19 protein-coding genes are annotated in these 23,326 nt (G+C 49.4%); 13 read left to right on the forward strand and 6 right to left on the reverse strand.

Features of this window, described 5'->3' with window-relative positions:
- Nucleotides 1–14: 14 nt before the first annotated feature.
- Nucleotides 15–872 (reverse strand): prolipoprotein diacylglyceryl transferase, encoded by an 858-nt coding sequence (lgt, locus tag Q4A84_RS03280; RefSeq protein WP_303087503.1) that lies wholly within the window; start codon nucleotides 870–872, stop codon nucleotides 15–17.
- A gap of 225 nt (nucleotides 873–1,097) precedes the next feature.
- Here lgt and ilvD point away from each other — a divergent pair, with 225 nt between their 5' ends.
- The 3 genes from ilvD (at nucleotide 1,098) to Q4A84_RS03295 (ending at nucleotide 4,986) form a co-directional block, all read left to right on the forward strand.
- Nucleotides 1,098–2,960: a dihydroxy-acid dehydratase gene (gene ilvD / locus Q4A84_RS03285; RefSeq protein ID WP_303087504.1), complete on the forward strand. Its 1,863-nt coding sequence runs from the start codon at nucleotides 1,098–1,100 to the stop codon at nucleotides 2,958–2,960.
- A gap of 138 nt (nucleotides 2,961–3,098) precedes the next feature.
- Nucleotides 3,099–4,106: an ornithine carbamoyltransferase gene (gene argF / locus Q4A84_RS03290; RefSeq protein ID WP_303087505.1), complete on the forward strand. Its 1,008-nt coding sequence runs from the start codon at nucleotides 3,099–3,101 to the stop codon at nucleotides 4,104–4,106.
- A gap of 232 nt (nucleotides 4,107–4,338) precedes the next feature.
- Nucleotides 4,339–4,986: a nuclease-related domain-containing protein gene (locus Q4A84_RS03295; RefSeq protein ID WP_303087506.1), complete on the forward strand. Its 648-nt coding sequence runs from the start codon at nucleotides 4,339–4,341 to the stop codon at nucleotides 4,984–4,986.
- A gap of 50 nt (nucleotides 4,987–5,036) precedes the next feature.
- On the opposite strand, the gene pmbA is transcribed toward Q4A84_RS03295, so the two are convergent.
- Nucleotides 5,037–6,368 (reverse strand): metalloprotease PmbA, encoded by a 1,332-nt coding sequence (gene pmbA / locus Q4A84_RS03300; protein ID WP_303087507.1) that lies wholly within the window; start codon nucleotides 6,366–6,368, stop codon nucleotides 5,037–5,039.
- A 114-nt stretch (nucleotides 6,369–6,482) separates the two neighbouring features.
- Between pmbA and yjgA the strand changes: the two genes are divergently transcribed.
- The 3 genes from yjgA to Q4A84_RS03315 all read left to right on the forward strand — a co-directional run bounded on the left by yjgA (nucleotide 6,483) and on the right by Q4A84_RS03315 (nucleotide 8,431).
- Nucleotides 6,483–7,007: a ribosome biogenesis factor YjgA gene (gene yjgA / locus Q4A84_RS03305; RefSeq protein ID WP_303087508.1), complete on the forward strand. Its 525-nt coding sequence runs from the start codon at nucleotides 6,483–6,485 to the stop codon at nucleotides 7,005–7,007.
- A gap of 10 nt (nucleotides 7,008–7,017) precedes the next feature.
- The gene (locus Q4A84_RS03310; RefSeq protein ID WP_303087509.1) at nucleotides 7,018–7,485 is read left to right on the forward strand and encodes a DUF2750 domain-containing protein; all 468 of its coding nucleotides are present in this window, start codon (nucleotides 7,018–7,020) and stop codon (nucleotides 7,483–7,485) included.
- A 589-nt stretch (nucleotides 7,486–8,074) separates the two neighbouring features.
- Nucleotides 8,075–8,431 carry a hypothetical protein gene (locus tag Q4A84_RS03315; protein ID WP_303087510.1) on the forward strand — a complete coding sequence of 119 codons (357 nt, stop codon included), beginning with the start codon at nucleotides 8,075–8,077 and terminating at the stop codon, nucleotides 8,429–8,431.
- A gap of 95 nt (nucleotides 8,432–8,526) precedes the next feature.
- Here the strand turns inward: Q4A84_RS03315 and ygiD are convergent, their stop codons facing one another.
- Nucleotides 8,527–9,369 (reverse strand): 4,5-DOPA dioxygenase extradiol, encoded by an 843-nt coding sequence (ygiD, locus tag Q4A84_RS03320; protein ID WP_303087511.1) that lies wholly within the window; start codon nucleotides 9,367–9,369, stop codon nucleotides 8,527–8,529.
- A 192-nt stretch (nucleotides 9,370–9,561) separates the two neighbouring features.
- Here ygiD and Q4A84_RS03325 point away from each other — a divergent pair, with 192 nt between their 5' ends.
- Complete coding sequence (locus tag Q4A84_RS03325) at nucleotides 9,562–10,209, forward strand: phosphatase PAP2 family protein (protein WP_303087512.1); 648 nt, start codon at nucleotides 9,562–9,564, stop codon at nucleotides 10,207–10,209.
- Between the two features lie 99 nt (nucleotides 10,210–10,308).
- Entirely contained in the window at nucleotides 10,309–11,091 is a 783-nt protein-coding gene (trpC, locus tag Q4A84_RS03330; RefSeq protein ID WP_303087513.1) for an indole-3-glycerol phosphate synthase TrpC, read from the forward strand.
- 97 nt (nucleotides 11,092–11,188) lie between these two features.
- Here trpC and Q4A84_RS03335 read toward each other — a convergent pair whose 3' ends face one another.
- Entirely contained in the window at nucleotides 11,189–11,728 is a 540-nt protein-coding gene (locus tag Q4A84_RS03335) for a DUF924 family protein (protein WP_303087514.1), read from the reverse strand.
- A gap of 465 nt (nucleotides 11,729–12,193) precedes the next feature.
- Here Q4A84_RS03335 and Q4A84_RS03340 point away from each other — a divergent pair, with 465 nt between their 5' ends.
- Entirely contained in the window at nucleotides 12,194–13,909 is a 1,716-nt protein-coding gene (locus Q4A84_RS03340; RefSeq protein ID WP_303087515.1) for a molecular chaperone HscC, read from the forward strand.
- 109 nt (nucleotides 13,910–14,018) lie between these two features.
- Nucleotides 14,019–15,878, forward strand: a complete 1,860-nt coding sequence (locus tag Q4A84_RS03345; RefSeq protein ID WP_303087516.1) for a J domain-containing protein — start codon at nucleotides 14,019–14,021, stop codon at nucleotides 15,876–15,878.
- Between the two features lie 245 nt (nucleotides 15,879–16,123).
- Here Q4A84_RS03345 and Q4A84_RS03350 read toward each other — a convergent pair whose 3' ends face one another.
- Complete coding sequence (locus Q4A84_RS03350; RefSeq protein ID WP_303087517.1) at nucleotides 16,124–16,873, reverse strand: amino acid ABC transporter permease; 750 nt, start codon at nucleotides 16,871–16,873, stop codon at nucleotides 16,124–16,126.
- 292 nt (nucleotides 16,874–17,165) lie between these two features.
- Here Q4A84_RS03350 and ribF point away from each other — a divergent pair, with 292 nt between their 5' ends.
- The 3 genes from ribF (at nucleotide 17,166) to gap (ending at nucleotide 22,314) form a co-directional block, all read left to right on the forward strand.
- Nucleotides 17,166–18,104, forward strand: coding sequence for a bifunctional riboflavin kinase/FAD synthetase (gene ribF / locus Q4A84_RS03355; RefSeq protein WP_303087581.1), 939 nt, complete (start codon nucleotides 17,166–17,168; stop codon nucleotides 18,102–18,104).
- A 107-nt stretch (nucleotides 18,105–18,211) separates the two neighbouring features.
- A complete protein-coding gene (gene ileS, locus Q4A84_RS03360) occupies nucleotides 18,212–20,998 on the forward strand; it encodes an isoleucine--tRNA ligase (protein WP_303087518.1) in 2,787 nt (928 codons plus the stop codon).
- 290 nt (nucleotides 20,999–21,288) lie between these two features.
- Nucleotides 21,289–22,314: a type I glyceraldehyde-3-phosphate dehydrogenase gene (gene gap, locus Q4A84_RS03365; protein ID WP_303087519.1), complete on the forward strand. Its 1,026-nt coding sequence runs from the start codon at nucleotides 21,289–21,291 to the stop codon at nucleotides 22,312–22,314.
- Nucleotides 22,315–22,386: 72 nt separating this feature from the next.
- Here gap and ispH read toward each other — a convergent pair whose 3' ends face one another.
- Nucleotides 22,387–23,322, reverse strand: coding sequence for a 4-hydroxy-3-methylbut-2-enyl diphosphate reductase (gene ispH / locus Q4A84_RS03370; RefSeq protein WP_303087520.1), 936 nt, complete (start codon nucleotides 23,320–23,322; stop codon nucleotides 22,387–22,389).
- Between the last annotated feature and the right edge of the window lie 4 nt (nucleotides 23,323–23,326).

Genomic DNA, 23,326 nt, shown 5'->3' on the forward strand with positions numbered 1-23,326 from the left:
GTCTGAAAATAAAATTATGAAGCGGTGTTTTGCTGCCGGCCGAACCAGAAAAAACCGATTACGCCCAGCACAATCATCGGCAGGCTCAGCCATTGCCCCATCGACAAGCCGAGCGACAATAAGCCCAGATAATCGTCGGGTTGGCGGGCATATTCGGCAATGAAGCGGAAGATGCCGTAGCCGGCCAGAAAGACCATCGAAACCTGCCCGGTCGGGCGCGGTTTGTTGGAAAACAGCCAAACGATGATGAACAGCGTAATGCCTTCCAGCGCAAACTGGTAAAGCTGCGAAGGGTGGCGCGGCAGCATGCCGAATTGTTGCAACCATTGTGCATATTGAGGGTTGGTTGCCGCCAGCGGCACATCTTCATAAGCCGCTTGGGGGAAGCCCATCGCCCAGAAATGGCTCGGGTCGGTAACGCGCCCCCATAATTCGCCGTTGATAAAATTGCCGATGCGGCCGGAAGCCAAGCCGAGCGGCACCAGCGGCGCGATGAAGTCGGTAACTTGCCAGAAGCCCAGTTTGCGCCGTTTGGCAAACAGCCACATTGCCGCCAGCACGCCCAGAAAACCGCCGTGAAACGACATGCCGCCTTCCCATACTTTAAGAATGGAGAGCGGGTCGGCCAGATATTCCGACGGTTTGTAAAAAAGCACATAACCCAAGCGCCCGCCCAGAATTACACCGAGCACACCGTATGTCAGCAAATCGTCCAGCATTTCGCGGGTAAATACCGTATGCCCCTGTTTGATGCGCAGCCGCCCCAATGCCATAAACAAAACAAACGCCAGAATATAGCTGAGCGCATACCAGCGGATGGCCAGCGGGCCGATTGCCAACGCAACGGCGTCGAATTGGGGGTGAATCATCATAGCGGAAAGTTCCCTTTTGGTATTTCATTTTTCAGACAGGCATTATACTGGAAATGATTAATAGACCCTAATGCCTGTCTGAAAGGTGTTTTAGCAACGATTACAGGTTTCTTAACGGCTGCCTGCGTTTGGTATAAAATACACAGATTTTCCAGATTGATAAAGCCAAAACAAAGCCGCTTTCCCGTTTTCGGCCAGTCGGCTTCCAAAACCAAGGAACTAAACATGCCAGCCTACCGCTCCAAAACTTCCACCCACGGCCGCAACATGGCCGGCGCGCGCGCATTGTGGCGCGCCACCGGCGTTGCCGACGCCGATTTCGGCAAGCCGATTATCGCCATCGCCAATTCATTCACTCAATTCGTTCCCGGCCATGTGCACCTGCATAACATGGGCCAGCTTGTTGCACGCGAAATTGAAAAAGCAGGCGCCATTGCCAAAGAATTCAACACCATCGCGGTGGACGATGGCATCGCCATGGGGCACGGCGGCATGCTCTACAGCCTGCCTAGCCGCGATTTGATTGCCGATTCGGTGGAATATATGGTCAACGCCCATTGCGCCGATGCGCTGGTGTGTATTTCCAACTGCGACAAAATCACCCCCGGCATGCTGATGGCCGCCATGCGCCTGAATATTCCCACCGTATTCGTATCAGGCGGGCCGATGGAAGCAGGCAAGGTTATCGGTGCCATCAATATTCAAGACGAACGCAAGCTTGATTTGGTAGATGCCATGGTTGATGCGGCGGACGATAAAGTTTCCGATGCCGCCATTACCGAAATCGAACAAAACGCTTGCCCCACCTGCGGCTCCTGTTCGGGCATGTTTACCGCCAATTCGATGAATTGCTTAACCGAAGCGCTCGGATTGTCGCTGCCCGGCAACGGTTCGCTTCTGGCAACCCATGCTGCGCGCAAAGAGCTGTTTCTCGAAGCGGGCCGCCTGATTGTCGAGATTACCAAGCGGCATTACGAGCAAGACGATTACAGCGTATTGCCGCGCAGCATCGCCAGCAAAGCCGCGTTTGAAAACGCTATGACAATGGACGTGGCGATGGGCGGCTCCACCAACACCATTCTGCACCTTTTGGCCGTTGCCAATGAAGCGGGAGTCAACTTCAAAATGGCCGACATCGACCGCATCAGCCGCCAAGTGCCCTGTTTATGCAAAACAGCACCCAACAATCACGACTATTACATGGAAGACGTGCACCGTGCCGGCGGCATTATGGCCATTCTGAAAGAGCTGGATAAAGCAGGCAAACTCGATACTTCCGTTGCGACCGTGCATGCGCCCAGCTTGAAAGACGCCATCGAACGCTGGGACGTAACCAATCCTGCCAACGAAGAAGCCATTGAGCGGTTCAAAGCCGCACCCGGCGGCGTGCGTACCACGCAAGCCTTTTCGCAAAACCGCCAGTGGAAAATGCTGGATTTAAACCGCGCAAGCGGCTGTATCCGCGATGCCGAACATGCTTATTCGAAAGACGGCGGCTTGGCAGTATTGTTTGGCAACATCGCCGAACGCGGCTGTGTGGTTAAAACCGCCGGCGTAGACGAAAGCATTTGGAAATTCAACGGCCGCGCACGCGTGTTTGAAAGTCAGGAAGCGGCGGTCGAAGGCATTTTGGCCAACCAGATTGTTGCGGGCGACATCGTTATCATCCGTTACGAAGGCCCCAAAGGCGGCCCCGGTATGCAGGAAATGCTTTATCCGACCTCCTATTTGAAGTCCAAAGGCCTAGGCAAAGCCTGCGCGCTGCTGACTGACGGGCGCTTTTCGGGTGGCACGTCGGGCCTCAGTATCGGCCATGCATCGCCCGAAGCGGCGGAAGGCGGCGCCATCGGTTTGGTGCATGAGGGCGATACCGTTGAAATCGACATCCCCAACCGCCGCATCCATTTGGCGGTATCCGACGAAGAGCTGGAGAAGCGGCGCGAAGAAATGGAAAGCCGTGGCGCTCAGGCATGGAAGCCGGTTAGCCGCGACCGCGTTGTTTCCGCTGCGTTGCGTGCCTATGCCGCTATGACCACTTCCGCCGATACGGGTGCCGTGCGCGATGTAAGCCAAGTGGAGCGAAAATAAGTTTTCGGCCGGTTGAAACGGCAAATTCTGGTATTTTCATTCGGATTTCTTTGCTAATTCGGTTAGACTAGACATGTAGTGTTCCGATGGTCGGATTGTGACCATCTTGTCTGACTCTATTTACAAAGCGAGATTCTTATGAGTGTTAATCTTCATAACCGTCATTTTCTAAAACTGCTCGACTTCAGCCGCGAAGAAATTCTTTCGCTGCTGGATTTGGCTGCCAAGCTGAAAACGGATAAGAAAGCAGGTAGGGAAAGTCGACGATTAACCGGAAAAAATATTGCGCTTATTTTTGAAAAAACCAGCACGCGTACCCGCTGCTCGTTTGAAGTGGCCGCGCACGACCAAGGCGCCAATGTAACTTACCTCGGCCCCAGCGGCTCGCAAATCGGCCATAAAGAAAGCATGAAAGATACCGCCCGCGTGTTGGGTCGTATGTATGACGGCATAGAATACCGAGGCTTCGGTCAATCGATTGTGGAAGAATTGGCCGAATATGCGGGCGTACCCGTGTTCAACGGCCTGACCGATGAATTTCATCCCACCCAGATGCTGGCCGATATGCTGACCATGCGCGAGCACAGCGATAAACCGATTGAACAAATCGCTTATGCTTATGTGGGCGATGCCCGATTCAATATGGGCAATTCATTTCTCTTAACCGGTGCCATACTGGGTATGGATGTGCGAATCGGCGCACCGAAGCACCTTTGGCCTGCCGGAGAGCTGATTCAACAGGCGCACGAATTGGCCAAAAAGACCGGCGCGCGCGTGTTGTTGACTGAAAATGCCGAAGAAGCCGTGAAAGGCGCGGATTACATCCACACCGATGTTTGGGTTTCTATGGGCGAGCCGGAAGAAATATGGAAAGAGCGCATCGGCTTGCTGATGCCTTTCCGCGTTACTTCGGAATTGATGGCCGCATCCGGCAATCCAAACGTGAAATTTATGCATTGTCTGCCTGCGTTTCATAACCGGGAAACCGCAGTAGGCGAGTGGATTTATCAAAACTTCGGTTTGGATGGCGTGGAAGTGACCGAGGATGTGTTTGAAAGTGAAGCCAGCATTGTATTTGATCAGGCTGAAAACCGGATGCACACCATTAAGGCCGTATTGGTGGCAACCATGAGCGAGAATGTGTAAACCGGTTGTTTGCTGTAAAACGACAATGCCTGTCTGAAAATCGGTTTTCAGACAGGCATTGTTATAAAATAATAAAACGGTTGCTGGATTTATAGCATTTCAAATCGACGGCACAATTTGATTTTGTTGCAATATTGAATTGTTCGGAACAAACGAATGGCCGGAGCAGAAATGGCAACCATGCCTGTCTGAAAGCAGCCAACCGAAAAATCAATAACACATGGGGATAAAAATGAATCTGACAGAAGCTATTTTCGGCAGCATGATTGCTGTATTTCAATCTGTTTGGTGGCTGTTGCCGCTGGCTTTGCTGCTGGCATTCAGCCGCAGCCCGCTGTTTAAAGGCTGGTTGGGTGAAAAAACAGTGCAATCCGGTTTGGGGCGCCGGCTGGACGAGCAGGTTTACCGGCCGTTTCACAATCTGATTATTCCGGCCGAAGGCGGCACAACCCAGATAGATCATCTTTATTTGTCGCCGTACGGTATCTTCGTGGTGGAAACCAAGAATTATTCCGGTTGGATTTTCGGCAGTGCCAATCAAGCCAGATGGACTCAGGTTGTATATAAGAAGAAACATGGTTTTCAAAATCCGCTGCGCCAAAATTATGCCCATATCAAAGCTTTGTTGGCTTTGCTGAATTTGCCGGAAAACAAATTTCATTCATTGGTAATTTTCGCCGGCGAGGCGGAATTCAAAACTGCTATGCCGGCCAATGTCTGCCATCTCGGTCAGGCCGTTGCCTATGTGAAACGTTTTCAGACAGGCATTCTCGACGGCGAGGAAATCGAACGCGCCGCGGCTGTGCTCTCGGCCGACGAATTTGCCGCTACCCGCGCCAAAACCCGCGATCATGTGCGCCGCTTGCGCCAGCGCAAGTGAAACGAAGGTTCTTCAGGTGTTGGCGATGCCAATGCCTGTCTGAAAAATCGTTAATCGCTTCCCGCCACCATCATCGACGAAACCAATATCGAGCCTACCTTATGCCCGGAGCGGCGGAGCGCATCGTCTGCCACGCCGCTGATGTTCATAAACATGTCTTGAAGGCGCGAGGCAATGGTAATTTCTTCCACCGGATAAGCGATAACTCCGTTTTCCACCCAGAAACCCGCCGCGCCGCGCGAGTAATCGCCGGTCAGCATGTTGACGCCTTGGCCCATCAGCTCGGTTATCAAGAGGCCAGTGCCCATTTCTTTTAACAGCGCTTCTTGGTTCGGGTGCGTCGGCGTTAGCAGCAGATTGTGCGCGCCGCCGGCATTGCCGGTTGTTTGCATGCCTAGTTTGCGTGCGCTGTAGCTGCTGAGGAAATAGCCTTGCACCACGCCTTTTTCGATGATGGAACGGGGCTGTGTTGCCACGCCTTCCGCATCGAAATAAGTGCTGCTCCATGCTTGTGGGATATGCGGTTCTTCGCGCAAATGGATAAAGTCGGCAAAAATCTGCTTGCCCAAGCTATCAACCAGAAAGCTGCTCTGGCGGTATAAAGCGCTGCCGCTCAAACCGCCGACCAAATGGCCGATCAGCCCGGCTGACAGCGTGGTGTCAAACACGATCGGATGACTGCCGGTCGGCACGCTGCGGGCATTCAGGCGGTGCACCGTACGCAATGCGGCCGTGCGGCCGATGGTTTCCGCACTTTCCAAATCGGCCGCTGAGCGTGCCGAGTCGTACCAGAAATCGCGCTGCATGCCTGCGTTGTCGGCAGCAACCACGCCGCAAGACATACTGTGGCGCGTGCCTTGCTGGTGTTGCAGAAAGCCGTGCGTATTACCGTAAACAAACTGATAATGGTTGGTCTGAACGCCCGCACCTTCGGAATTGGAAATCAGGCTATCTGCTTCCAGCGCTGCCGCTTCGCATTGTTTGGATAACTCGACGGCTTGTTCGCTGCTCAGGTGCCACTCATGATATTTGTCCAAATCGCCGACGGTTTTCGCCATCAACGCGGCATCCGCCAGCCCGGCACAATCGTCTTCGGCGGTGTAGCGCGCAATATCGATTGCCGATTGCACTGTTTCTTCAATCGCGCTGCGCGAGAAGTCGGCAGTGCTGGCTCGCCCTTTGCGTGAACCGACATACACGGTTAAATCCAGCGATTTATCCTGCTGGTATTCAATCTGCTCGATTTCCTGCAAACGTACCTGCACATTCTGCCCCAGCGCCTCGGCTAAATCTGCTTCGGCCGCCGTAGCGCCTTTTTGCTTGGCCAAGTCTAAAACCTGCGCACATAAGCCGCTCAATTCTTCTGAAGTGTGGTTGAACATATCGCATCCTGTTTGATAACCGTTGCTATTTTAACCGTTTTCGTTTGCCGCCGTTGAAGAAATCGGCTATGGCTATGTTAAAATGCCGCTACCTGTCAAATAAGTAGCGATCCGATGACCGAACGTAACCACGAAGAACCCATCAGCAAAACCCAGATGAAAAAGCGCATGGACGAATTGCAGGATTTAGGTATGGAGCTGACCCGCCTCTCAACCGAAACCCTGAAAAAAATCGGCCTGCCCGAAGATTTGTATGAAGCGGTGCGCGAATATAAAAAAATCACGTCTAACGGTGCAACCAAGCGGCAAACCCAATACATCGGCCGCCTGATGCGCGAAACCGACCCTGCGCCGATACGCGCCTTTCTTGCCCGTCTTAAAGGCGAAAGCAGCGCACACAACGCATTTTTGCAGCGTGTTGAGCAAGTGCGCCTGCGTTTGCTGGAAAGCGACGAAGCGCTTACCGCATTCGTTGCCGAGCATCCCCATGCCGATACGGCCGCTTTGCGCACCCTTATCCGCAATACCCGCAAAGAAAGGGAATTGAACAAGCTGCCGAAAAATTTCCGCGCGCTTTATCAAGAAATCAAAACCGTTATGTCGGAAGAGGCGGATTCAGAAAACCAAGATGAAGCGTAAAGGCATCTCTATGTATACATCGCTTGAAGATTCCGAATACCAAAGTTTCCTTAACACGCTGCTTGATACGCAAACCGTTTACACCCTTTCTGATGAAAACGGCGTGGCTGAATGCCCATCTACCGAATATAACGGTGCCGACGGTGAGCCGGTGCCCGTTTTGTGTTATTGGTCGTCGGCCGAAGGGGCGAATGCCTGCCAGAATGAAGAATGGTCGGCTTATCAGATTGAGGCCATTACGCTGGCCGAATTTATGCGTACTTGGCTGCTGAATATGGACGAAGACGAATGCCTTGCCGGCGTGGAGTTTGACGCCGGCCTGTACGGCCTGGAAATTGAACCGATTGAATTGCTGGCCGATTTGATGGATCTCGCTCAAGCGCGTGGCATCGAACTTGATATTCCCGATTATGAAGAGCTGGTTGCCTATCGCTTGGAATGGGAGCGCATGGCTGCCGGGCAGACTTTGCTGAATTAGCCTACCGCCATGCTGCAAAATCATAATGCCTGTCTGAAAACGTATTCAGACAGGCATTATTGCGTCATTAGGATAATGCACGCTGAAAACTACTCGGGAATAGCCCGACAGTAAGGCGAACACGGCCGCAGTAAAAGCAACCTGCGTGCGATACCGGCTAGTCAGTACCAGATAACGGCGGCAACACCCACCGCGATAAGCAAAGGTATGAAAATGCCGAGCAACCAGACCGACAAGCAGCGCCGGCATTATTTTTGTTGCATTCATGATATATAGAAACCGGATAAACGAAATGCCTGTCTGAAAATCACTGCCTCTCAAATTAAGCACTCATTTCATCAAATAACGTCGATTATTTTATAGATAAAAAAACAAGATATCGCACCAGCACTCATCATCAGCGCCATGTAAACCCGCATGCGACATACCGTTGCTGAATCTTTCTTCCGGCTGTGTATAAGCCGTTTTCCTGTCTTATATCAGAAAACTGGAAGAACAATATTTATAAAAAAACACATAAAAAATATAATGCGGCCGGAGTGTAAAAACGCACCTTAACTACTATAACCATTACGCTAAGGAACCTACCGTGAAAAAAACTTTATTCACTTTATTATTGGCCGCGGCCGCCTCTTCCGCTATCGCTGCCGACAGCGACAGAATTACCGCTCTTGAAACGAGAATAGCCGATTTGGAGCGGCGTATCGCTTTGTTGGAACGCCACCATACAGATCACCGCAATTCAGATAATGTAGCCATCATTATCAACAATAAGAAAGAGCAGCAACCGCTTTATGTGTGCAGCGTTACCCCGTTTGGAAAAACCTTTGAAGCCACGGGCTACGGCGAAACACTGACGCGCAGCAAAGTCAGACAAGCATGCAATGCTGAAAATTCGGCCATATTTTGTACCGACAGAAGCATCCGCTGTAAGCGTGCAAATTAACCGAAGTGCATTCGCCACATCGAAAGCCATCGTCTGAACTGTGCAGCGTGCCGATGTTTCCATTTGCAAACAGAATTATCGGAAACCCATCGGCTTTAACCCTGCACATAGCAGACTTTCGGATTAAGCGTATCATGAAACTGGGTATCTCCGATTAATACCGAAGTCATGCTTAAAGATTTTCCGACGATATCGTCGTTAAACAAGCATATCGGCTCATCCGTCTGCGCCGCACCTGCGATATAGAGTAGAGGCCAGTAATGCTCGGGTGTCGGGGCGGCCAGTCGAAGCGCTTCAGGATATGCTTGCTCGTTGGCCAATTCCGGGATGTTGCCGCTTCGCAGGCGTTCGTTTACCCATGCGCGCGCCGATTCGGCCCAAGCATAGCTTTCGGTGGCATTATCCATTCGGCTGAAATCAGCGGCACGCAGATTGTGTACGATATTGCCGCTGCCGACAATCAGGATGCCTTGTTCTCGCAATGGGGCAAGCTGTCGACCCAAATCGAAATGGCCTTCTGCACTTAGCCTGACGTTGAGGCTGAGTTGTACGACGGGAATATCCGCTTCGGGAAAAACATGGCACAGCACGCCCCATGTGCCGTGATCCAAGCCCCAGTGGTAGTCGGCTGCTATGTTGTTGTCTTTCAAAAGCGCTCTAACCGTTTGCGCCAATTCAGGGCTGCCCGGCGCAGGATAGTGCATATCGTATAAGGCCTGAGGAAATCCGCCGAAATCATGTATCGTGCGCGGCTGCGGCATGGCGGTAACGGCGGTGCCTTCGGTGCACCAATGGGCGGAAACGGCCAGAATGGCTCGGATGTCATAGTGTTGGCGCAGGTGTTGGCCCAGTTTGCGCCAGTTGTGGCCATAATCCGTGTCTGTGATGGCGTTCATCGGGCTGCCGTGGCCGAGAAAAACAGTGGGAAGTTTAGTCATGATTGCATCTAGTTTGATTTTTAGGATAGATGCGGGCAGTATAGGCACTTTATCTATGCCGATGAAGGCAGCCTTTGTTGATACACTATTTCTTATTAAGAAAACAATCTTCCTTATTTTAAATAATAGTTTCTTAATTTGAGAGCAGTGGTTTTCAGACAGGCATTTCGTTTATCTAACTTTCCATATATTATGAATGCAACAAAAATAACGCCGGCGCCGCGCCGTTGGTCGGTTTGGCTGTTCGGCATTTTCATCCCTTTGTTTATTGCGGTGGGTGTGGCCGTTAGCGTTTCGCAGCAGGGGCGTTTGGCTTTCGAGCAGCCGCTGATGTTGGCCGTGCACCAACACAGCGGTTTTGTAATGACCCAAATTGCCGTTGCGCTGCATTGGGTTGGGAAATGGCAGGTGGCCAGTGTGATTGTTGCATTGTTTGCTTTGTATGAATGGCAGCAAAAGCGCCCGTTGCGCGCGGTGTTTATCGTGTTGGGCGCGGTGGTGTCTACCGCTTTGATGAGCGCGGCCAAATCTTTCTTTAGCCGGGCACGCCCTGAATTTTGGCCGCGCATCGTGGAAGAGGGCAGCACGTCTTTTCCCAGCGGACACAGCACTTTTGCCGCCGCGCTGGCCTTTACCACCGTTATCTTGTGCTGGCACAGCCGGCATCGCGTGCAGGTTGCTTTTGCCGCCGCCGTGTTCGCCTTGCTGTCGGGCTATTCCCGAGTGGTTTTGGGCGTGCATTATCCTACCGACGTGCTGGTCGGTTGGCTTACCGGCATGAGTACCGTTATCTGCCTGCAGCAAATCATGCAAAACAAGATCAGCCTGCCGCCGCGATAGACCATACCGCGCTTTTCCATTAACATAAATGCCTGTCTGAAAAATAAGCTTCGGTTTTCAGACAGGCATTCCTGCCAACTCGAACCTCATCAGACCATCATGAACGACATCCTGCAAAAAATCCTGAATACCAAAGCCGAAGAAGTAGCGGCCGCCAAAGCTGCCGTTGCTCTGGCAGACATTCGCCGTCAGGCCGAAAATGCCGCACCTGCACGCGGTTTTACCGAAGCCATCCGAGCCAAACATACGCAAGGATTGCCGGCGATTATTGCCGAAATCAAAAAAGCCAGCCCGTCAAAAGGTCTTATTCGTCCCGATTTCAATCCGGCAGCACATGCCCGCGATTACGAGCGTGCCGGCGCCGCTTGCCTGTCGGTTTTAACCGACGAGCAGTATTTCCAAGGTGCGCCCGAATATCTGCAACAGGCGCGGGCCGCTGTTAGCCTGCCGGTGTTGCGCAAAGATTTTATTATCGACGAATACCAAATTTACCAAGCCCGTGCATGGGGAGCCGATGCCATTTTGCTGATTGCCGCCGCGCTGAGTGCCGAAGAATTGGAGCGATTCGAGCAACTTGCCCACCGTTTGGGCATGGCCGTGTTGCTGGAATTGCACGAACCGGCCGAGCTGGAAAAATGCCGCCGTCTGACCACGCCGCTGCGCGGTGTGAACAACCGCAACTTGCGCACGTTTGAAGTCAACATGCAGCAAACACTTGATCTTTTACCTCAGCTCGCAGGTCATATCGTGATTGCTGAAAGCGGCATCCGCGGTAAGGAAGACATTGATTTTATGCGCCGCCACGGCGTCGATACGTTTCTTATCGGCGAAACCTTTATGCGTGCTGCCGATATCGAAGCGGAAGTGAAAAAGCTGTTTTAAAGCTCATTGAGTTTGCATCTCTATTATGCAGTTAATGAAAATGCCTGTCTGAAAACCCATTCCAAGGTTTTCAGACAGGCATCGGATTATGGGAACGCTAAAACGAAGAACTGGGCTGCTGTAGAAATTCAATCTCTTCGGGCGTTGACTTGCGGCCCAAAACCGCGTTGCGATGTGGATAACGGCCGAAACGGTCGATAATGGCTTTATGCTTGGCTTCAAATTCCAAGGTGTGCGGGTCGGCATGGCGGTTGAACAATAGCATCGCCTGCTCGTGGATAAGGCGGCTTTCGCTGTGCATCAAAGGCATCAAAGTAAATTTGCGCCACATTTCCGGCAGCCGGGCAAAGCCGTCTTGGCGTAGAGCCTCTTGTGTCAGCGCGACGGCCATATTGTCTTGCGCGAACGCCTGCGGGCTGTTGCGAAAGAGATTGCGCGAGAATTGGTCGAGCACAATGATTTCGGCCAAGCGGCCCTCGGGAGAAGTGCGCCAATGATAAAGCTCGCTTTGCGCCGCTTGCTGCCAGAGCGGGAAAAATTGAGTGCGGATGCTCTGGTCGAAATCATCGCTTTTCTGAAACCAGAATGGTTGAGTGGATTCGGAAAACCAGAAATCCAATACAGTTTGTTTATCCATGGTGTGTCAGTCGATTTAAAAAAATCATTATATCATCATAATTTAAAATGCCTGTCTGAAAAGGTTTTCAGACAGGCATTGGATTATGGAATGTTAAAGTGAAGAGTAGAGCGGTTATAAAAAATCAAGCTTTACGAACGATGATCCGATGAAATGGATAAAAGAATCATTCTGTCATTGCGTTGGAAATGAGTGAGCATCATTCAGAAGCACATTACTAATATATTTACGAATTGGTTTTTCAATTGGAGCCATTATTAAGATGGCTGCTGAATAATAAACAGGCTGGAATGTTATAGTTTCCCCAATTTACGGAAAAACAGATAAAATTATTGTTAAAATATTTGTAAAACTCATAAAAGTAGGTTGGTGAGGGCATTGTGGAAATGCTGCCATCTTTACTTTTGAAACACACGGCACACTGTATATGACAGTTATTTTTAAATCATTTTTCAGATAACACCTATGACAACAAAACCGAAAATTGGTATTGATCTTGGCACAACAAACAGCCTGGTTGCACAATTTATTGATGGGGAAACACGTCTTATTCCAAACCAATTAGGACATACGCTGACCCCTTCCGTCGTGAGTATTGATGATGCGGGCAAAATTTTAGTAGGTTTGGCTGCACGGGAACGCCTGCGTACCGCCCCGCAATCGACTGCATCTGCTTTCAAGCGTTTTATGGGCACCGACAAAGTATTCTTTTTAGGTGGTAAGAAATTTCGTGCAGAAGAACTTTCTGCTCTGGTTTTGAAACAATTGAAAGAAGATGCAGAAGCTTATCTTGGGTGTGAAATTCACGATATTGTGCTGACTGTGCCGGCTTATTTCAATGCCATCCAGCGTCAAGCCACGCGTAATGCGGCAACCATGGCCGGATTAAATGTATTACGACTACTCAATGAGCCCACCGCAGCCGGCTTGGCTTATGGTTTGCAAGAACGTCCGGATGACACCCGCTTCCTGATTTACGATTTGGGAGGCGGCACGTTCGACGTATCCGTTTTAGACTATTTTGACGGCATAGTGCAAGTATCAGCTAGTGCGGGAGACAATCGTTTGGGAGGCGAAGATTTTCTGCAAGTCTTACGGCATTGCTTTTTAAGCCAATGTAAAGAATTAAGCGATAGCGAGCGAGCTCAACTTTCAGACAGCACCGAATTATGGCAAGCGTTGGAAACCGCCAAAAGAAAGCTCGGTGAAGAAATGCAGGTCGAAGTAGCCGTGAATGTTAACAACCGCTTCGTTTCAACCGTTATTAGTCGCAACGATTTTTATGAAGCAGCCAAGCCGCTCATAATGCGTTTACGCCAACCTCTTGAACGTGCTTTGCGTGATGCCAAGCTGCGTACTGACCAAATCGACAGCATTATTTTGGTGGGTGGTGCCACCCGTATGCCACTAATCCGCCAAACGATTGCGCAACTATTCAAGCGGATTGCCAATGTAACTATTAATCCCGATGAAGCGATTGCGCGTGGCGCGGCCGTACAAGCAGCCTTGATCGAACGCGATGCCAGTGTAGACGAAGTTGTGCTTACCGATGTGATGCCTTTCTCGCTCGGCATCGAAACTGCGTCTATAGTAGAAAGCGGGAAAGTGGTAACCGGCCGTTTCTCTCCGATTATCGAACGAAATATGCCTGTTCCGATTTCGAGAGAAGAAAACTTTTCCACAATCAGTGATAATCAGAGCGTTCTTGCAGTACATGTTTTGCAAGGTGAATCGGTATTGGCGAAAGAAAATCTTGAACTGGGTTGTTTAAATGTAAGAATCCCACCCAAGCCGGCAGGCGAAGTATCTATAAACATACGTTTTAGTTATGATATCAACGGTTTGCTTGATGTTGACATTAGTAACAGCGACCTATCGCTCTATACCAGCCAAACTTTTCATCATAACAGTGCCAATCTTACCGAAGAAGAGGTTCAGGCTTCATTGCAAAAACTGGCTGCACTCAAAATCCATCCAAGAGACCAACAGGAGAATATCTATTTACTGGAAAAAGGCAAACGATTGTATGAAGAATATCTTGGAGATCAAAGGCAGCTTATCGGCCACCAGATTACTTGCTTTGAACAAGTTTTAGAAACACAAGATTCGAGTCTTATCCGTCGGGCGCAAAAAGAATTTAATGAATTTCTCAACCGTTATGATGGCGGTTGGTTGCTTTAAAACTTTACCTGTGCCGATTCATTGCCGATACGGCTTTTATTTATTATAAAAGCCGCCTGAAATCAGGCCATGCTATACGGCACGCTCGAACCTATACGGGATAAAAAATATGGATTGCTGGCAAATACTCAATATTTCGCCCACTAATGATGAACGCGCCATTAAAAGGGCTTATGCCAAGTTGTTGAAAACAACTAGGCCGGATGATGATGCGGAAGGTTATCAACGGCTGCGTCAAGCATTCGACGATGCATTATCTATCGCCCCTTATATAGAAGATGAGGATGAAGTTGATGATGAATCTGTCGATGAAGTAATCAGCAATTCGCCTTTTGATAAACTGGCTGCATATAATTCAGAAGATGCCGAAGAGATAAGATGGTCTGAAAGCTCAACCCATACCCTCAACGATTTTCATGAATTTGACGGGGTAAATACCATCAGTCGAGATGACGAATCTTTTCAAGCGCAATCTTGGTTTGAAGAAGCACACCACGCCAAGATTGATCATGAAATAAACAGCACCGACAATGCCAATGATGTAGATGATATTGAGTCTAATAATGAAAATGATGTCGAAAGCATTATGATTCAGTTGTCGCAATGGTATGAAGAAGCAGGCAGCGCTAAACTGGTAACACTTTGGCCTGAGATTAGCCAATTATTCGCACAAGTTTCTCTTGATGACGGAGAGGCACTTTCGTTTAATTGCTGTTCTTTTTTAAAAGAACACAATATCGTTCATCCCTTATTGTGGATGCAATGGTCAAACTATTTTGAATGGAATCATAATATCTATAATGATATTTTGAGTTCGGAAGAAATACTTGCTCTTGAAAATTATCGAGAAGTTGGCGATTTGCTTCATTGCACTCAGATTCTACCTAACTCAGATAATCCTCTTTCTGATACACAGGAACATAATTCCTATCCCGTTGCCCGCGCTTTCAGCCGTTTTCTGGGACATTCCCCCTCATTGATCAAACGTTTTTTTGCTTCATTCTGTGCAATACTGATGTGGCCGGAAATAACACAGGAGACAAGTGAAAAACAGCGTGCCGAGCTCAGTTTTTATCAGCCGTCCTTGAGTTGCTTGTTTGACGAATCCAACGGCTTAAAAAGGAAGTTTTATTTAATAACAATCTCAGCTTTGATTACTTCTTATTTTATTGCAAATCCATCTGACTATTTCTTTGCATTGATATTTGATTATTTCATTTTGAATTTTGTATTCGATAAGATTTATCTTACATGTATCGGAATGATCATGTTGTTAGTACAAAGTAAACCACTCCAAAAAGTGAGTTCTGATTGGCAAAAAGTTAAATCTACCAACACAGCTAAAATAATCTATTTAATCCTTTTCCCCTTAAGTATTTTTATCGCTCCTTTGATTGGCGATGATCCTTTTCCGGTAACTGTGGCGATAACAATTTTTGTGATATTGAGTCTGAATTACTATTTAAGCCTCTATCTGGAAGCAATGGAAAGTTGGACCCTTGCAGCGCTCACATTGCTTGGCTTAGTAGAATTGATGCGGGATCATGCAAACCTGCAAATCTCGGCGGACTATATACCCTATATAGCCACAATAACCTTGCTATGGTTCAATGCTAATCTGTATCTGATATTCGACCGTAATCGCTTGTTAGAGAAATGTGATTGTTATATCCGGCAAACGCTCAATTTTAAGGCGTCTTTCCTGTTGTTATGGCCGTTTAAAGCAGTTATTTCTGTTGTTTTATGGTTGCTTTTGATACCAGCTCATACTTTTCAAATCAGCAATAAACAAGGTAACAGTATGCTTTTGGCCATTTTCTGGATAGGCATGTTTTTCTATATTCTAATAACTAGAATGTTGCCATGGAGCAGCCCACTTATCCTGTATCCTGCTCTACTATTGGCCTCTCTTTTGCGTTATCTGATGATTGGTACTATTCTTAGGTTGTTTAATCGGGCGCCTGCGTAAGCTAAAATAATCAATCTTCCAAAAGGTACTGCGGAGCAGAAGAGGCTCCGGCTAATGATTGCTTATGTTTTCTCAAATGTTTTGAAAAATATTTTAGTTTAATTCATTATGGTTGTATTTTTTGCTTTGCCGGAGTCGAACTTGATGGAGCAGACTTGGGGCGGTATGAAAAAGCATACATAGTTAAAATAAAGATGCCTGTCTGAAAACCTTTTTCAGACAGGCATCTTTATTTTCGGTTTGGTTTAACGGTGTCCTTCGATACTGTATTTTTTCTCGAGCCAAGAGAAAAACCAGCTTAAGCATATGGTCATGATCAGATAAATCAAGGCGATGGTGTAGAGCGGCTCGGCATAAATCGAATAGCGGCCGGAAATGGTTTTCTGCACATAAGCCAGCTCCGCAACGGCGATTGTTGAGGTTAGCGAGCTGTCTTTCAGCAAAGTAATGAATTCATTGGCCAGAGGCGCCAGCATGCGGCGGGTGGCTTGCGGCAGAATCACAAACCGCATGGCTTGGGCATAGCTTAAGCCCAGTGAGCGCGCAGCTTCCATCTGGCCTTTGTCAATCGATTGGATGCCGGCACGGAAGATTTCCGTGATATAAGCGCCGGCATTGAACGTCAGCGCCAGTGCGCCGGCAATCAATGCACCGTAACTGCGGCGAATGTCATTGGCTTCGGCACCGCTGATAAGCAGGCCGCCATCGTATTTCACCAGAATTGGAAACCATACGTAATACCAAATGAAAATTTGTACGAATAAAGGCGTGCCTCGGAAAAACGTGATGTATAAGGTTGAAATGCTGCGCAAAAAACCGAATAAGAGTTTGAGTGGCAGGCTGCCTTTTTCGGAGCGGACAATACGTGCTAAAGAACCGAATAGGCCGAGTATCGTTCCGCCTAGAGTGGCAACGATAGTCAGCCCGAGTGTGATTAGTGCGCCGTAAAAAAACATCCAACGGTATTCGTAGATGATGTCGAATCTGAAATTCATGGTTTTTTCTTTTAGTAAAACAAAGGCGGGCAAGCGTATGACACGGCTTAACGCTTACAAATTAAACCTGATATTTTACAAGAAAACGGATATGAGGGGTTTTTTAATTTTACCTTTTACATAAACCGTTTGGCAGAGAGGCGGAAAAGAAGGCGCCCATGCCGGTATTTTGCTAGCCGCACGGCAGGTTTGAGGCTGCTGAATCTGCCCGCGAATTGATTGTGCGGATACCCTAACTTTGCCATACCGTTTACAATACCTGCTTTATATCGACATTCGTTTAGAAAACCATATGAAAATCCGGTTTGGTTTAAACCAAAAACCTTTCTTTTCCCAAGGGGTCGCCACCACCATCGGTAATTTTGACGGCGTGCATCTGGGGCATCGGCATATTTTGCGGCGTTTGCGGGAAGAAGCGGAAAAACGCGGCTTGCCGACCGTGGCGGTTGTGTTTGAGCCGCAGCCGCCCGAATTTTTTGCCCGCAAGCTGGGTAAGGCGATGCCTTTCCGCCTCAGCCCGCTGCGCGACAAACTGATGCTGCTCGAAGCCACCGGCTATCTCGATGCGGTTTGGGTGTTGCGCTTTAATCAAGGTTTTGCCGATATTCCCGCGCATAGGTTTATCGACCGATTGTTGCGTGAGAATCTGAACACGCGCTATTTGCTGGTGGGCGACGATTTCCGTTTCGGAGCAGGGCGCGAAGGTGATTTCGCCATGTTGCAAAACCAGAGCGGCATGATAACCGAGCGCACGCCTTCGGTATTGATTGAGAGCATGCGGGTGAGCAGCACGGCTGTGCGGCAGGCGCTGGCCGGCGGTTTGCTGGATTGTGCACGCAGCCTACTCGGGCACGATTATACGCTGAGCGGTCATGTGAAACACGGCGCCAAGCTCGGCCGCACCATCGGTTGCCCGACAGCGAATATCCATTTGCCTGATCACCATTATGCGTTAAGCGGTGTGTTTGTGGTGGAGGCCGAAGGTATGTTCGGCCGTAAACGCGGTGTGGCGAGTTTCGGTACGAATCCAACGGTTTCCAACACCAATCGGCAGAAGCTCGAAGTTCATCTTTTTGATTTTAATGATGATTTGTATGGAAATCGCTTGAGCGTACATTTTCTGCACAAATTGCGCGACGAAGAAAAATTTGCCGATATGGCAAGCATGGTTGCGCAAATTCAAGCCGATATGGCGGCGGCAAAGGCTTGGCGGCTGCCGATGCCTGTCTGAAAACACCCTTATAAAACCAAGGTAATTCCGTTACAATATTGATTTTTTAACAGAAGCCCGGGCGGCTGCCTGAAAGATGCCGGGCGCAAAGCATTCAGAGAACTCAAATGACCGACTACAGCAAAACCGTAAATCTGCTTGAAAGCCCGTTTCCGATGCGTGGCAATCTGGCCAAGCGAGAACCTGCTTGGCTCAAAAGCTGGTACGAGCAGAAACGCTATCAGAAACTGCGCGAAAAAGTAAAAGGCCGCCCGAAATTTATTCTGCACGACGGCCCGCCTTATGCCAACGGCGACATTCATATCGGTCATGCGGTTAACAAAATTCTAAAAGACATCATCATCCGCAGCAAAACGCTGGCCGGTTTCGACGCGCCTTATGTGCCGGGCTGGGATTGCCACGGTTTGCCGATTGAAGTTATGGTGGAAAAGCTGCATGGCAAAAATATGCCTGATGCCAAGTTCCGCGAGTTGTGCCGCGAATATGCCGCCGAGCAGATTGCGCGCCAGAAAAAAGATTTTATCCGCTTGGGTGTATTGGGCGATTGGGATAACCCCTATCTGACTATGGATTATCAAACCGAGGCGGATACGGTGCGCACGTTGGGAGAAATCTACAAAGCGGGCTATCTTTATCGCGGCGAAAAACCGGTGCAGTTTTGTTTGGATTGCGGCTCGTCGCTGGCTGAAGCCGAAGTGGAATATAAAGACAAAATTTCGCCCGCAATCGACGTAGCCTATCTATTTCAAAACAATGCCGCGGTTTCGGCTGCGTTCGGGTTGCCCGAACAAAGCGGCGACATGTTTGCCGTTATCTGGACAACCACGCCGTGGACCTTGCCGGCCAGCCAGGCTATTTCGGCCGGTGCCGATGTGGTGTACCAGCTTATCGATACGCCCAAGGGCAAGCTGGTGTTGGCTAAAGATTTAGCTGAAGAAGCGCTGAAGCGTTACGGTTTTTCAGACAAGCCTGTCGCGGTTTTGGCTGAAACCACCGGTAGCCGTTTGGAAAATTTGCATCTTTATCATCCGTTCCTTGCCCGAGACATCATGATACTCAATGGGGAACACGTTACTACCGATGCCGGTACCGGCTTGGTGCATACCGCGCCTGCACACGGCCTGGAAGACTATTTCGTTTGCCTGAAATACGGCATTCAACTTGAAAATGCGGTAAACAGCCAAGGCCGCTTTATCAGCGAAGTGCCGCGCTTGGCCGGCATGACCGTATGGGAAGCCAATCCGGTTATTATCGATTGGTTGAAGGAAGAAAACCGCCTGTTGGCAGACAGCAAAATCGAGCACAGCTATGCTCACTGCTGGCGCCATAAAACACCTTTGATTTACCGTGCCACCGGTCAGTGGTTTATCGGTATGGACAAACCTGGCACCGACGGTAAAACTTTGCGCAACAATGCCATGAAAGCGGTAGACGATACCGAATTTTTCCCTTCGTGGGGGCGGGCCCGTTTGGAAGCCATGATTGAAGGGCGCCCGGATTGGGTGGTGTCGCGCCAACGTTATTGGGGCACGCCGATGACGTTTTTCGTGCATAAAGAAACCGGCGAATTGCATCCGCGTTCGGCCGAATTGCTGGAAGAAGTGGCCAAACGTATCGAGCAACAAGGTATTGAAGCTTGGTTTTCTTTGCAGGCCGAAGAATTATTGGGTGATGAAGCCGAGCAGTATGAAAAATTGAAAGACACGATGGATGTGTGGTTTGATTCCGGCAGCACTCATTTTTCCGTGTTGAAACAGCGTGGGGGCTTGGCTTGGCCGGCCGACCTGTATCTCGAGGGAAGCGACCAACACCGCGGCTGGTTCCAATCGTCTATGCTGACCGGCTGCGCCGCAGTTGGCCGCGCACCGTATAAGCAATTGCTGACGCACGGTTTTGTGGTCGACCAAAACGGCCGTAAGATGTCGAAGTCTTTAGGCAATGTTGTGGCGCCGCAGGAAGTGTATAACGAGTTTGGCGCTGATATTCTGCGCTTGTGGACGGCTTCTACCGACTATAGCGGCGAATTGGCGATTTCTAAAGAAATTCTCAAACGCGTTACCGAAAGCTATCGCCGCATCCGCAATACTTTGAGCTTTCTGTTTGCCAATCTGAGCGATTTCAGCCCGATTGAGCATGCCGTGCCGCAAGATCAAATGGTGGAAATCGACCGTTATGCGATGATTTTGGCGCGCCGTTTGCAAGAGCGCTTGGCTGGCGATTATTACCCGCGTTATGCCTTCCATTTTGCCGTGAAAGATATTGTGGCATTTTGCTCGGAAGATTTGGGGGCGTTTTATCTGGATATTCTGAAAGACCGCCTTTATACCACTCCGGCAGACAGCCATGCGCGCCGTAGTGCACAAACTGCGCTTTACCACATTACCCGAAGTTTGGTGCTGCTGATTTCGCCGATTCTTTGTTTTACGGCGGAAGAAGCGTGGGACATCATCGGCGGCGGCGAAGAAGACAGCGTGTTATTCCATTCTTGGCATGATTTTCCTGTGATGAATGAAAAAGGCGAGGCTGAGCTGGTTAAGAAATGGGAGGCGGTGCGCAACGTACGTGAAGCCGTTACTGCCGCCATCGAACCTTTACGCAGTGATAAAACCATAGGCTCTTCTTTGCAGGCCGAAGTGACGGTTACCGCTCCGGAAGATTTGGCCGCTTATTTAAAGGCGTTGGGCGACGAGTTGCGTTTCGTATTGTTGGTGTCTAAAGCAGAAGTTGTGGAAGGAAACGAATTGGCCGTTTCGGCGCGAGTAAGCGGTGGTGAGAAATGCGAGCGCTGCTGGCATTACACTGCGGATATCGGCACCGTGGCAGCCCATCCTACGCTTTGTAAGCGTTGTGCTGAAAACGTGGAAGGCAAAGAAGAAACTCGCGATTACGCCTGATACTGACTGGTATGGAAAAAGCCTGTCTGAAAATTCGTTTTCAGACAGGCTTTTTTGATTCTCTTTGTGTAGTGTGGTGTTGTAAATAATATGTCTGGATTTAATGTATGTGTGTCGTATTTATTGATAATAATTTGAATTAAATCACTAATAACAAGAAGGGGTTTGGAGTTACTCAAATTTTAAGACTACATTAAACTACATATTTTTATTATAATGCGCGCAGCCGCGAAAGGCGGTCAATTTTTTGTCAATCAGAAAATCAACAAAATCAAAAAAGGAAATACACAATGGGCATTAAAGTTGCCATTAATGGTTATGGCCGCATAGGACGCCAAGTATTACGCGCAATTTATGATTATCAATTGGAAGATCAGCTGGAAGTGGTGGCGATTAACGCCAGCGGCTCGCTGGAAACCAACACGCATTTGACGATTTTCGATACCGTTCATGGTCGGTTTAATGCTGATGTGGTGCATGATGCCCAGCATCTGATTATCAACGGCAAGCCGATTGCCTTTTTTTCTACGCGCAACCCGCTTGAATTGCCGTGGAAAGATTTGGAAGTTGATTTGGTGTTGGAATGTACCGGTGCGTTTACCAGTAAATCCAAAGCACAAGTGCATCTGGAAGCGGGCGCTAAGAAAGTATTGATTTCCGCTCCGGGCGAAGCGGATGTGGATGCAACCGTGGTGTATGGCGTGAATCATGATGTGCTGACGCCCGAAATGATGGTGGTTTCCAATGCCTCTTGTACCACCAACTGCTTGGCTCCGGTTGCCAAGGCACTGAACGATGGTCTGGGTATTGAGAAAGGCTTGGTAACCACCATTCACGCGCTGACCAATGACCAAACGGTAACCGACGTGCGGCATAAAGACTTGCGCCGTGCCCGCAGCGGTGTGGAAAACATGATTCCTACCAAAACCGGCGCGGCCAAGGCGGTAGGTTTGGTGTTGCCCTCTTTGAAAGGTAAGTTGGACGGTTGGGCTATTCGTGTGCCGACGGTCAACGTATCTTTGGTTGACCTAAGCTTTACCGCTGCGCGCGATACGACCGTGGAAGAGGTAAACCAAATTGTGAAAGCGGCTTCGGAAGGGGAGATGAAAGGCGTGCTGGGTTATAACACGCTGCCTCTGGTTTCGATGGACTTCAATCACACCACGCAAGCCAGCGTATTCGATGCCACGCTGACTAAAGTAGTTGACGGTAATGCGGTTAAAGTGTTTGCATGGTATGACAATGAATGGGGCTTTAGCTGCCAGATGTTGAATACCGCGCGCGCAATGTTCGGTTTGCCTGTGCGACCTTTCTAAGCAGTAGACTAACGCAAACAATGCCTGTCTGAATATTTCAGACAGGCATTTGTTCATGGCGGGAATGCAGGTTTATTTTCTCAGCGCTTTTGGTAAAACGAATATGATGCTTTCTTCCACTCCCTCGCCTTCCTGCACGGTTTGGTGCCCCCAGTCTTGAATGGTTTGGATAACTTCTTTCACCAATATTTCCGGTGCGGAGGCGCCGGCAGTAATGCCGACTTTGTTTTTTCCATGAAACCATTCCTGTTGCAGATAGGTGGCATTGTCGACCATATAGGCATCAACACCGCGCAATTTGGCCACTTCGCGCAAACGGTTGCTGTTGGAAGAATTGGGCGAACCGACCACAATCACGATATCGCATTCTGCCGCCAGATTTTTTACCGCTTCTTGACGGTTGGTGGTGGCATAACAAATATCTTCTTTGTGCGGGCTGCGGATGTTGGGAAAACGCACTTTGAGTGCTTCGATGATGTCTTTCGTTTCGTCTACCGAAAGGGTGGTTTGGCTGACATGAGAGAGTTTGTCGGGATTGTCGACTTGCAGTTTGTGCACATCGTCCACCGTTTCCACCAACAGCATGGCGCCTTCCGACAGTTGGCCCATCGTGCCTTCCACTTCGGGGTGGCCTGAATGGCCGATCATGATAATCTGATAACCTTGCTCGTCCAGCCGGGCCACTTCTTTATGCACTTTGGTAACCAAAGGGCAAGTCGCATCAAATACTTGAAAGCCGCGTGCTGCTGCTTCGTCTTGCACGGCTTTGGATACGCCGTGTGCCGAGTAAATCAGCGTTGCACCGGCGGGAACGTCGGCCAAATCTTCAATAAAAATCGCGCCTTTTTCGCGCAAGTTATCAACCACGAATTTATTGTGCACCACTTCGTGGCGAACATAAATCGGGGCGCCGAATTCCTCAAGCGCGCGCTCGACGATGCTGATGGCGCGGTCAACTCCGGCGCAAAAGCCGCGCGGGTTGGCCAACATGATGGTTTTGTTTGTCATGATG

It is taken from the genome of Neisseria sp. (assembly GCF_030527965.1).
GTDB lineage: Bacteria > Pseudomonadota > Gammaproteobacteria > Burkholderiales > Neisseriaceae > Neisseria.

Coding starts and splice junctions, on each gene's coding strand:
- argF (WP_303087505.1), top strand. CDS start 3,099: ATGAGTGTTAATCTTCATAACCGTCATTTTCTAAAACTGCTCGACTTC.
- Q4A84_RS03310 (WP_303087509.1), top strand. CDS start 7,018: ATGTATACATCGCTTGAAGATTCCGAATACCAAAGTTTCCTTAACACG.
- Q4A84_RS03340 (WP_303087515.1), top strand. CDS start 12,194: ATGACAACAAAACCGAAAATTGGTATTGATCTTGGCACAACAAACAGC.
- ygiD (WP_303087511.1), bottom strand. CDS start 9,369: ATGACTAAACTTCCCACTGTTTTTCTCGGCCACGGCAGCCCGATGAAC.
- ribF (WP_303087581.1), top strand. CDS start 17,166: ATGAAAATCCGGTTTGGTTTAAACCAAAAACCTTTCTTTTCCCAAGGG.
- gap (WP_303087519.1), top strand. CDS start 21,289: ATGGGCATTAAAGTTGCCATTAATGGTTATGGCCGCATAGGACGCCAA.
- ileS (WP_303087518.1), top strand. CDS start 18,212: ATGACCGACTACAGCAAAACCGTAAATCTGCTTGAAAGCCCGTTTCCG.
- pmbA (WP_303087507.1), bottom strand. CDS start 6,368: ATGTTCAACCACACTTCAGAAGAATTGAGCGGCTTATGTGCGCAGGTT.
- Q4A84_RS03295 (WP_303087506.1), top strand. CDS start 4,339: ATGAATCTGACAGAAGCTATTTTCGGCAGCATGATTGCTGTATTTCAA.
- Q4A84_RS03350 (WP_303087517.1), bottom strand. CDS start 16,873: ATGAATTTCAGATTCGACATCATCTACGAATACCGTTGGATGTTTTTT.
- Q4A84_RS03335 (WP_303087514.1), bottom strand. CDS start 11,728: ATGGATAAACAAACTGTATTGGATTTCTGGTTTTCCGAATCCACTCAA.
- lgt (WP_303087503.1), bottom strand. CDS start 872: ATGATGATTCACCCCCAATTCGACGCCGTTGCGTTGGCAATCGGCCCG.
- Q4A84_RS03345 (WP_303087516.1), top strand. CDS start 14,019: ATGGATTGCTGGCAAATACTCAATATTTCGCCCACTAATGATGAACGC.
- Q4A84_RS03325 (WP_303087512.1), top strand. CDS start 9,562: ATGAATGCAACAAAAATAACGCCGGCGCCGCGCCGTTGGTCGGTTTGG.
- yjgA (WP_303087508.1), top strand. CDS start 6,483: ATGACCGAACGTAACCACGAAGAACCCATCAGCAAAACCCAGATGAAA.
- ilvD (WP_303087504.1), top strand. CDS start 1,098: ATGCCAGCCTACCGCTCCAAAACTTCCACCCACGGCCGCAACATGGCC.
- ispH (WP_303087520.1), bottom strand. CDS start 23,322: ATGACAAACAAAACCATCATGTTGGCCAACCCGCGCGGCTTTTGCGCC.
- trpC (WP_303087513.1), top strand. CDS start 10,309: ATGAACGACATCCTGCAAAAAATCCTGAATACCAAAGCCGAAGAAGTA.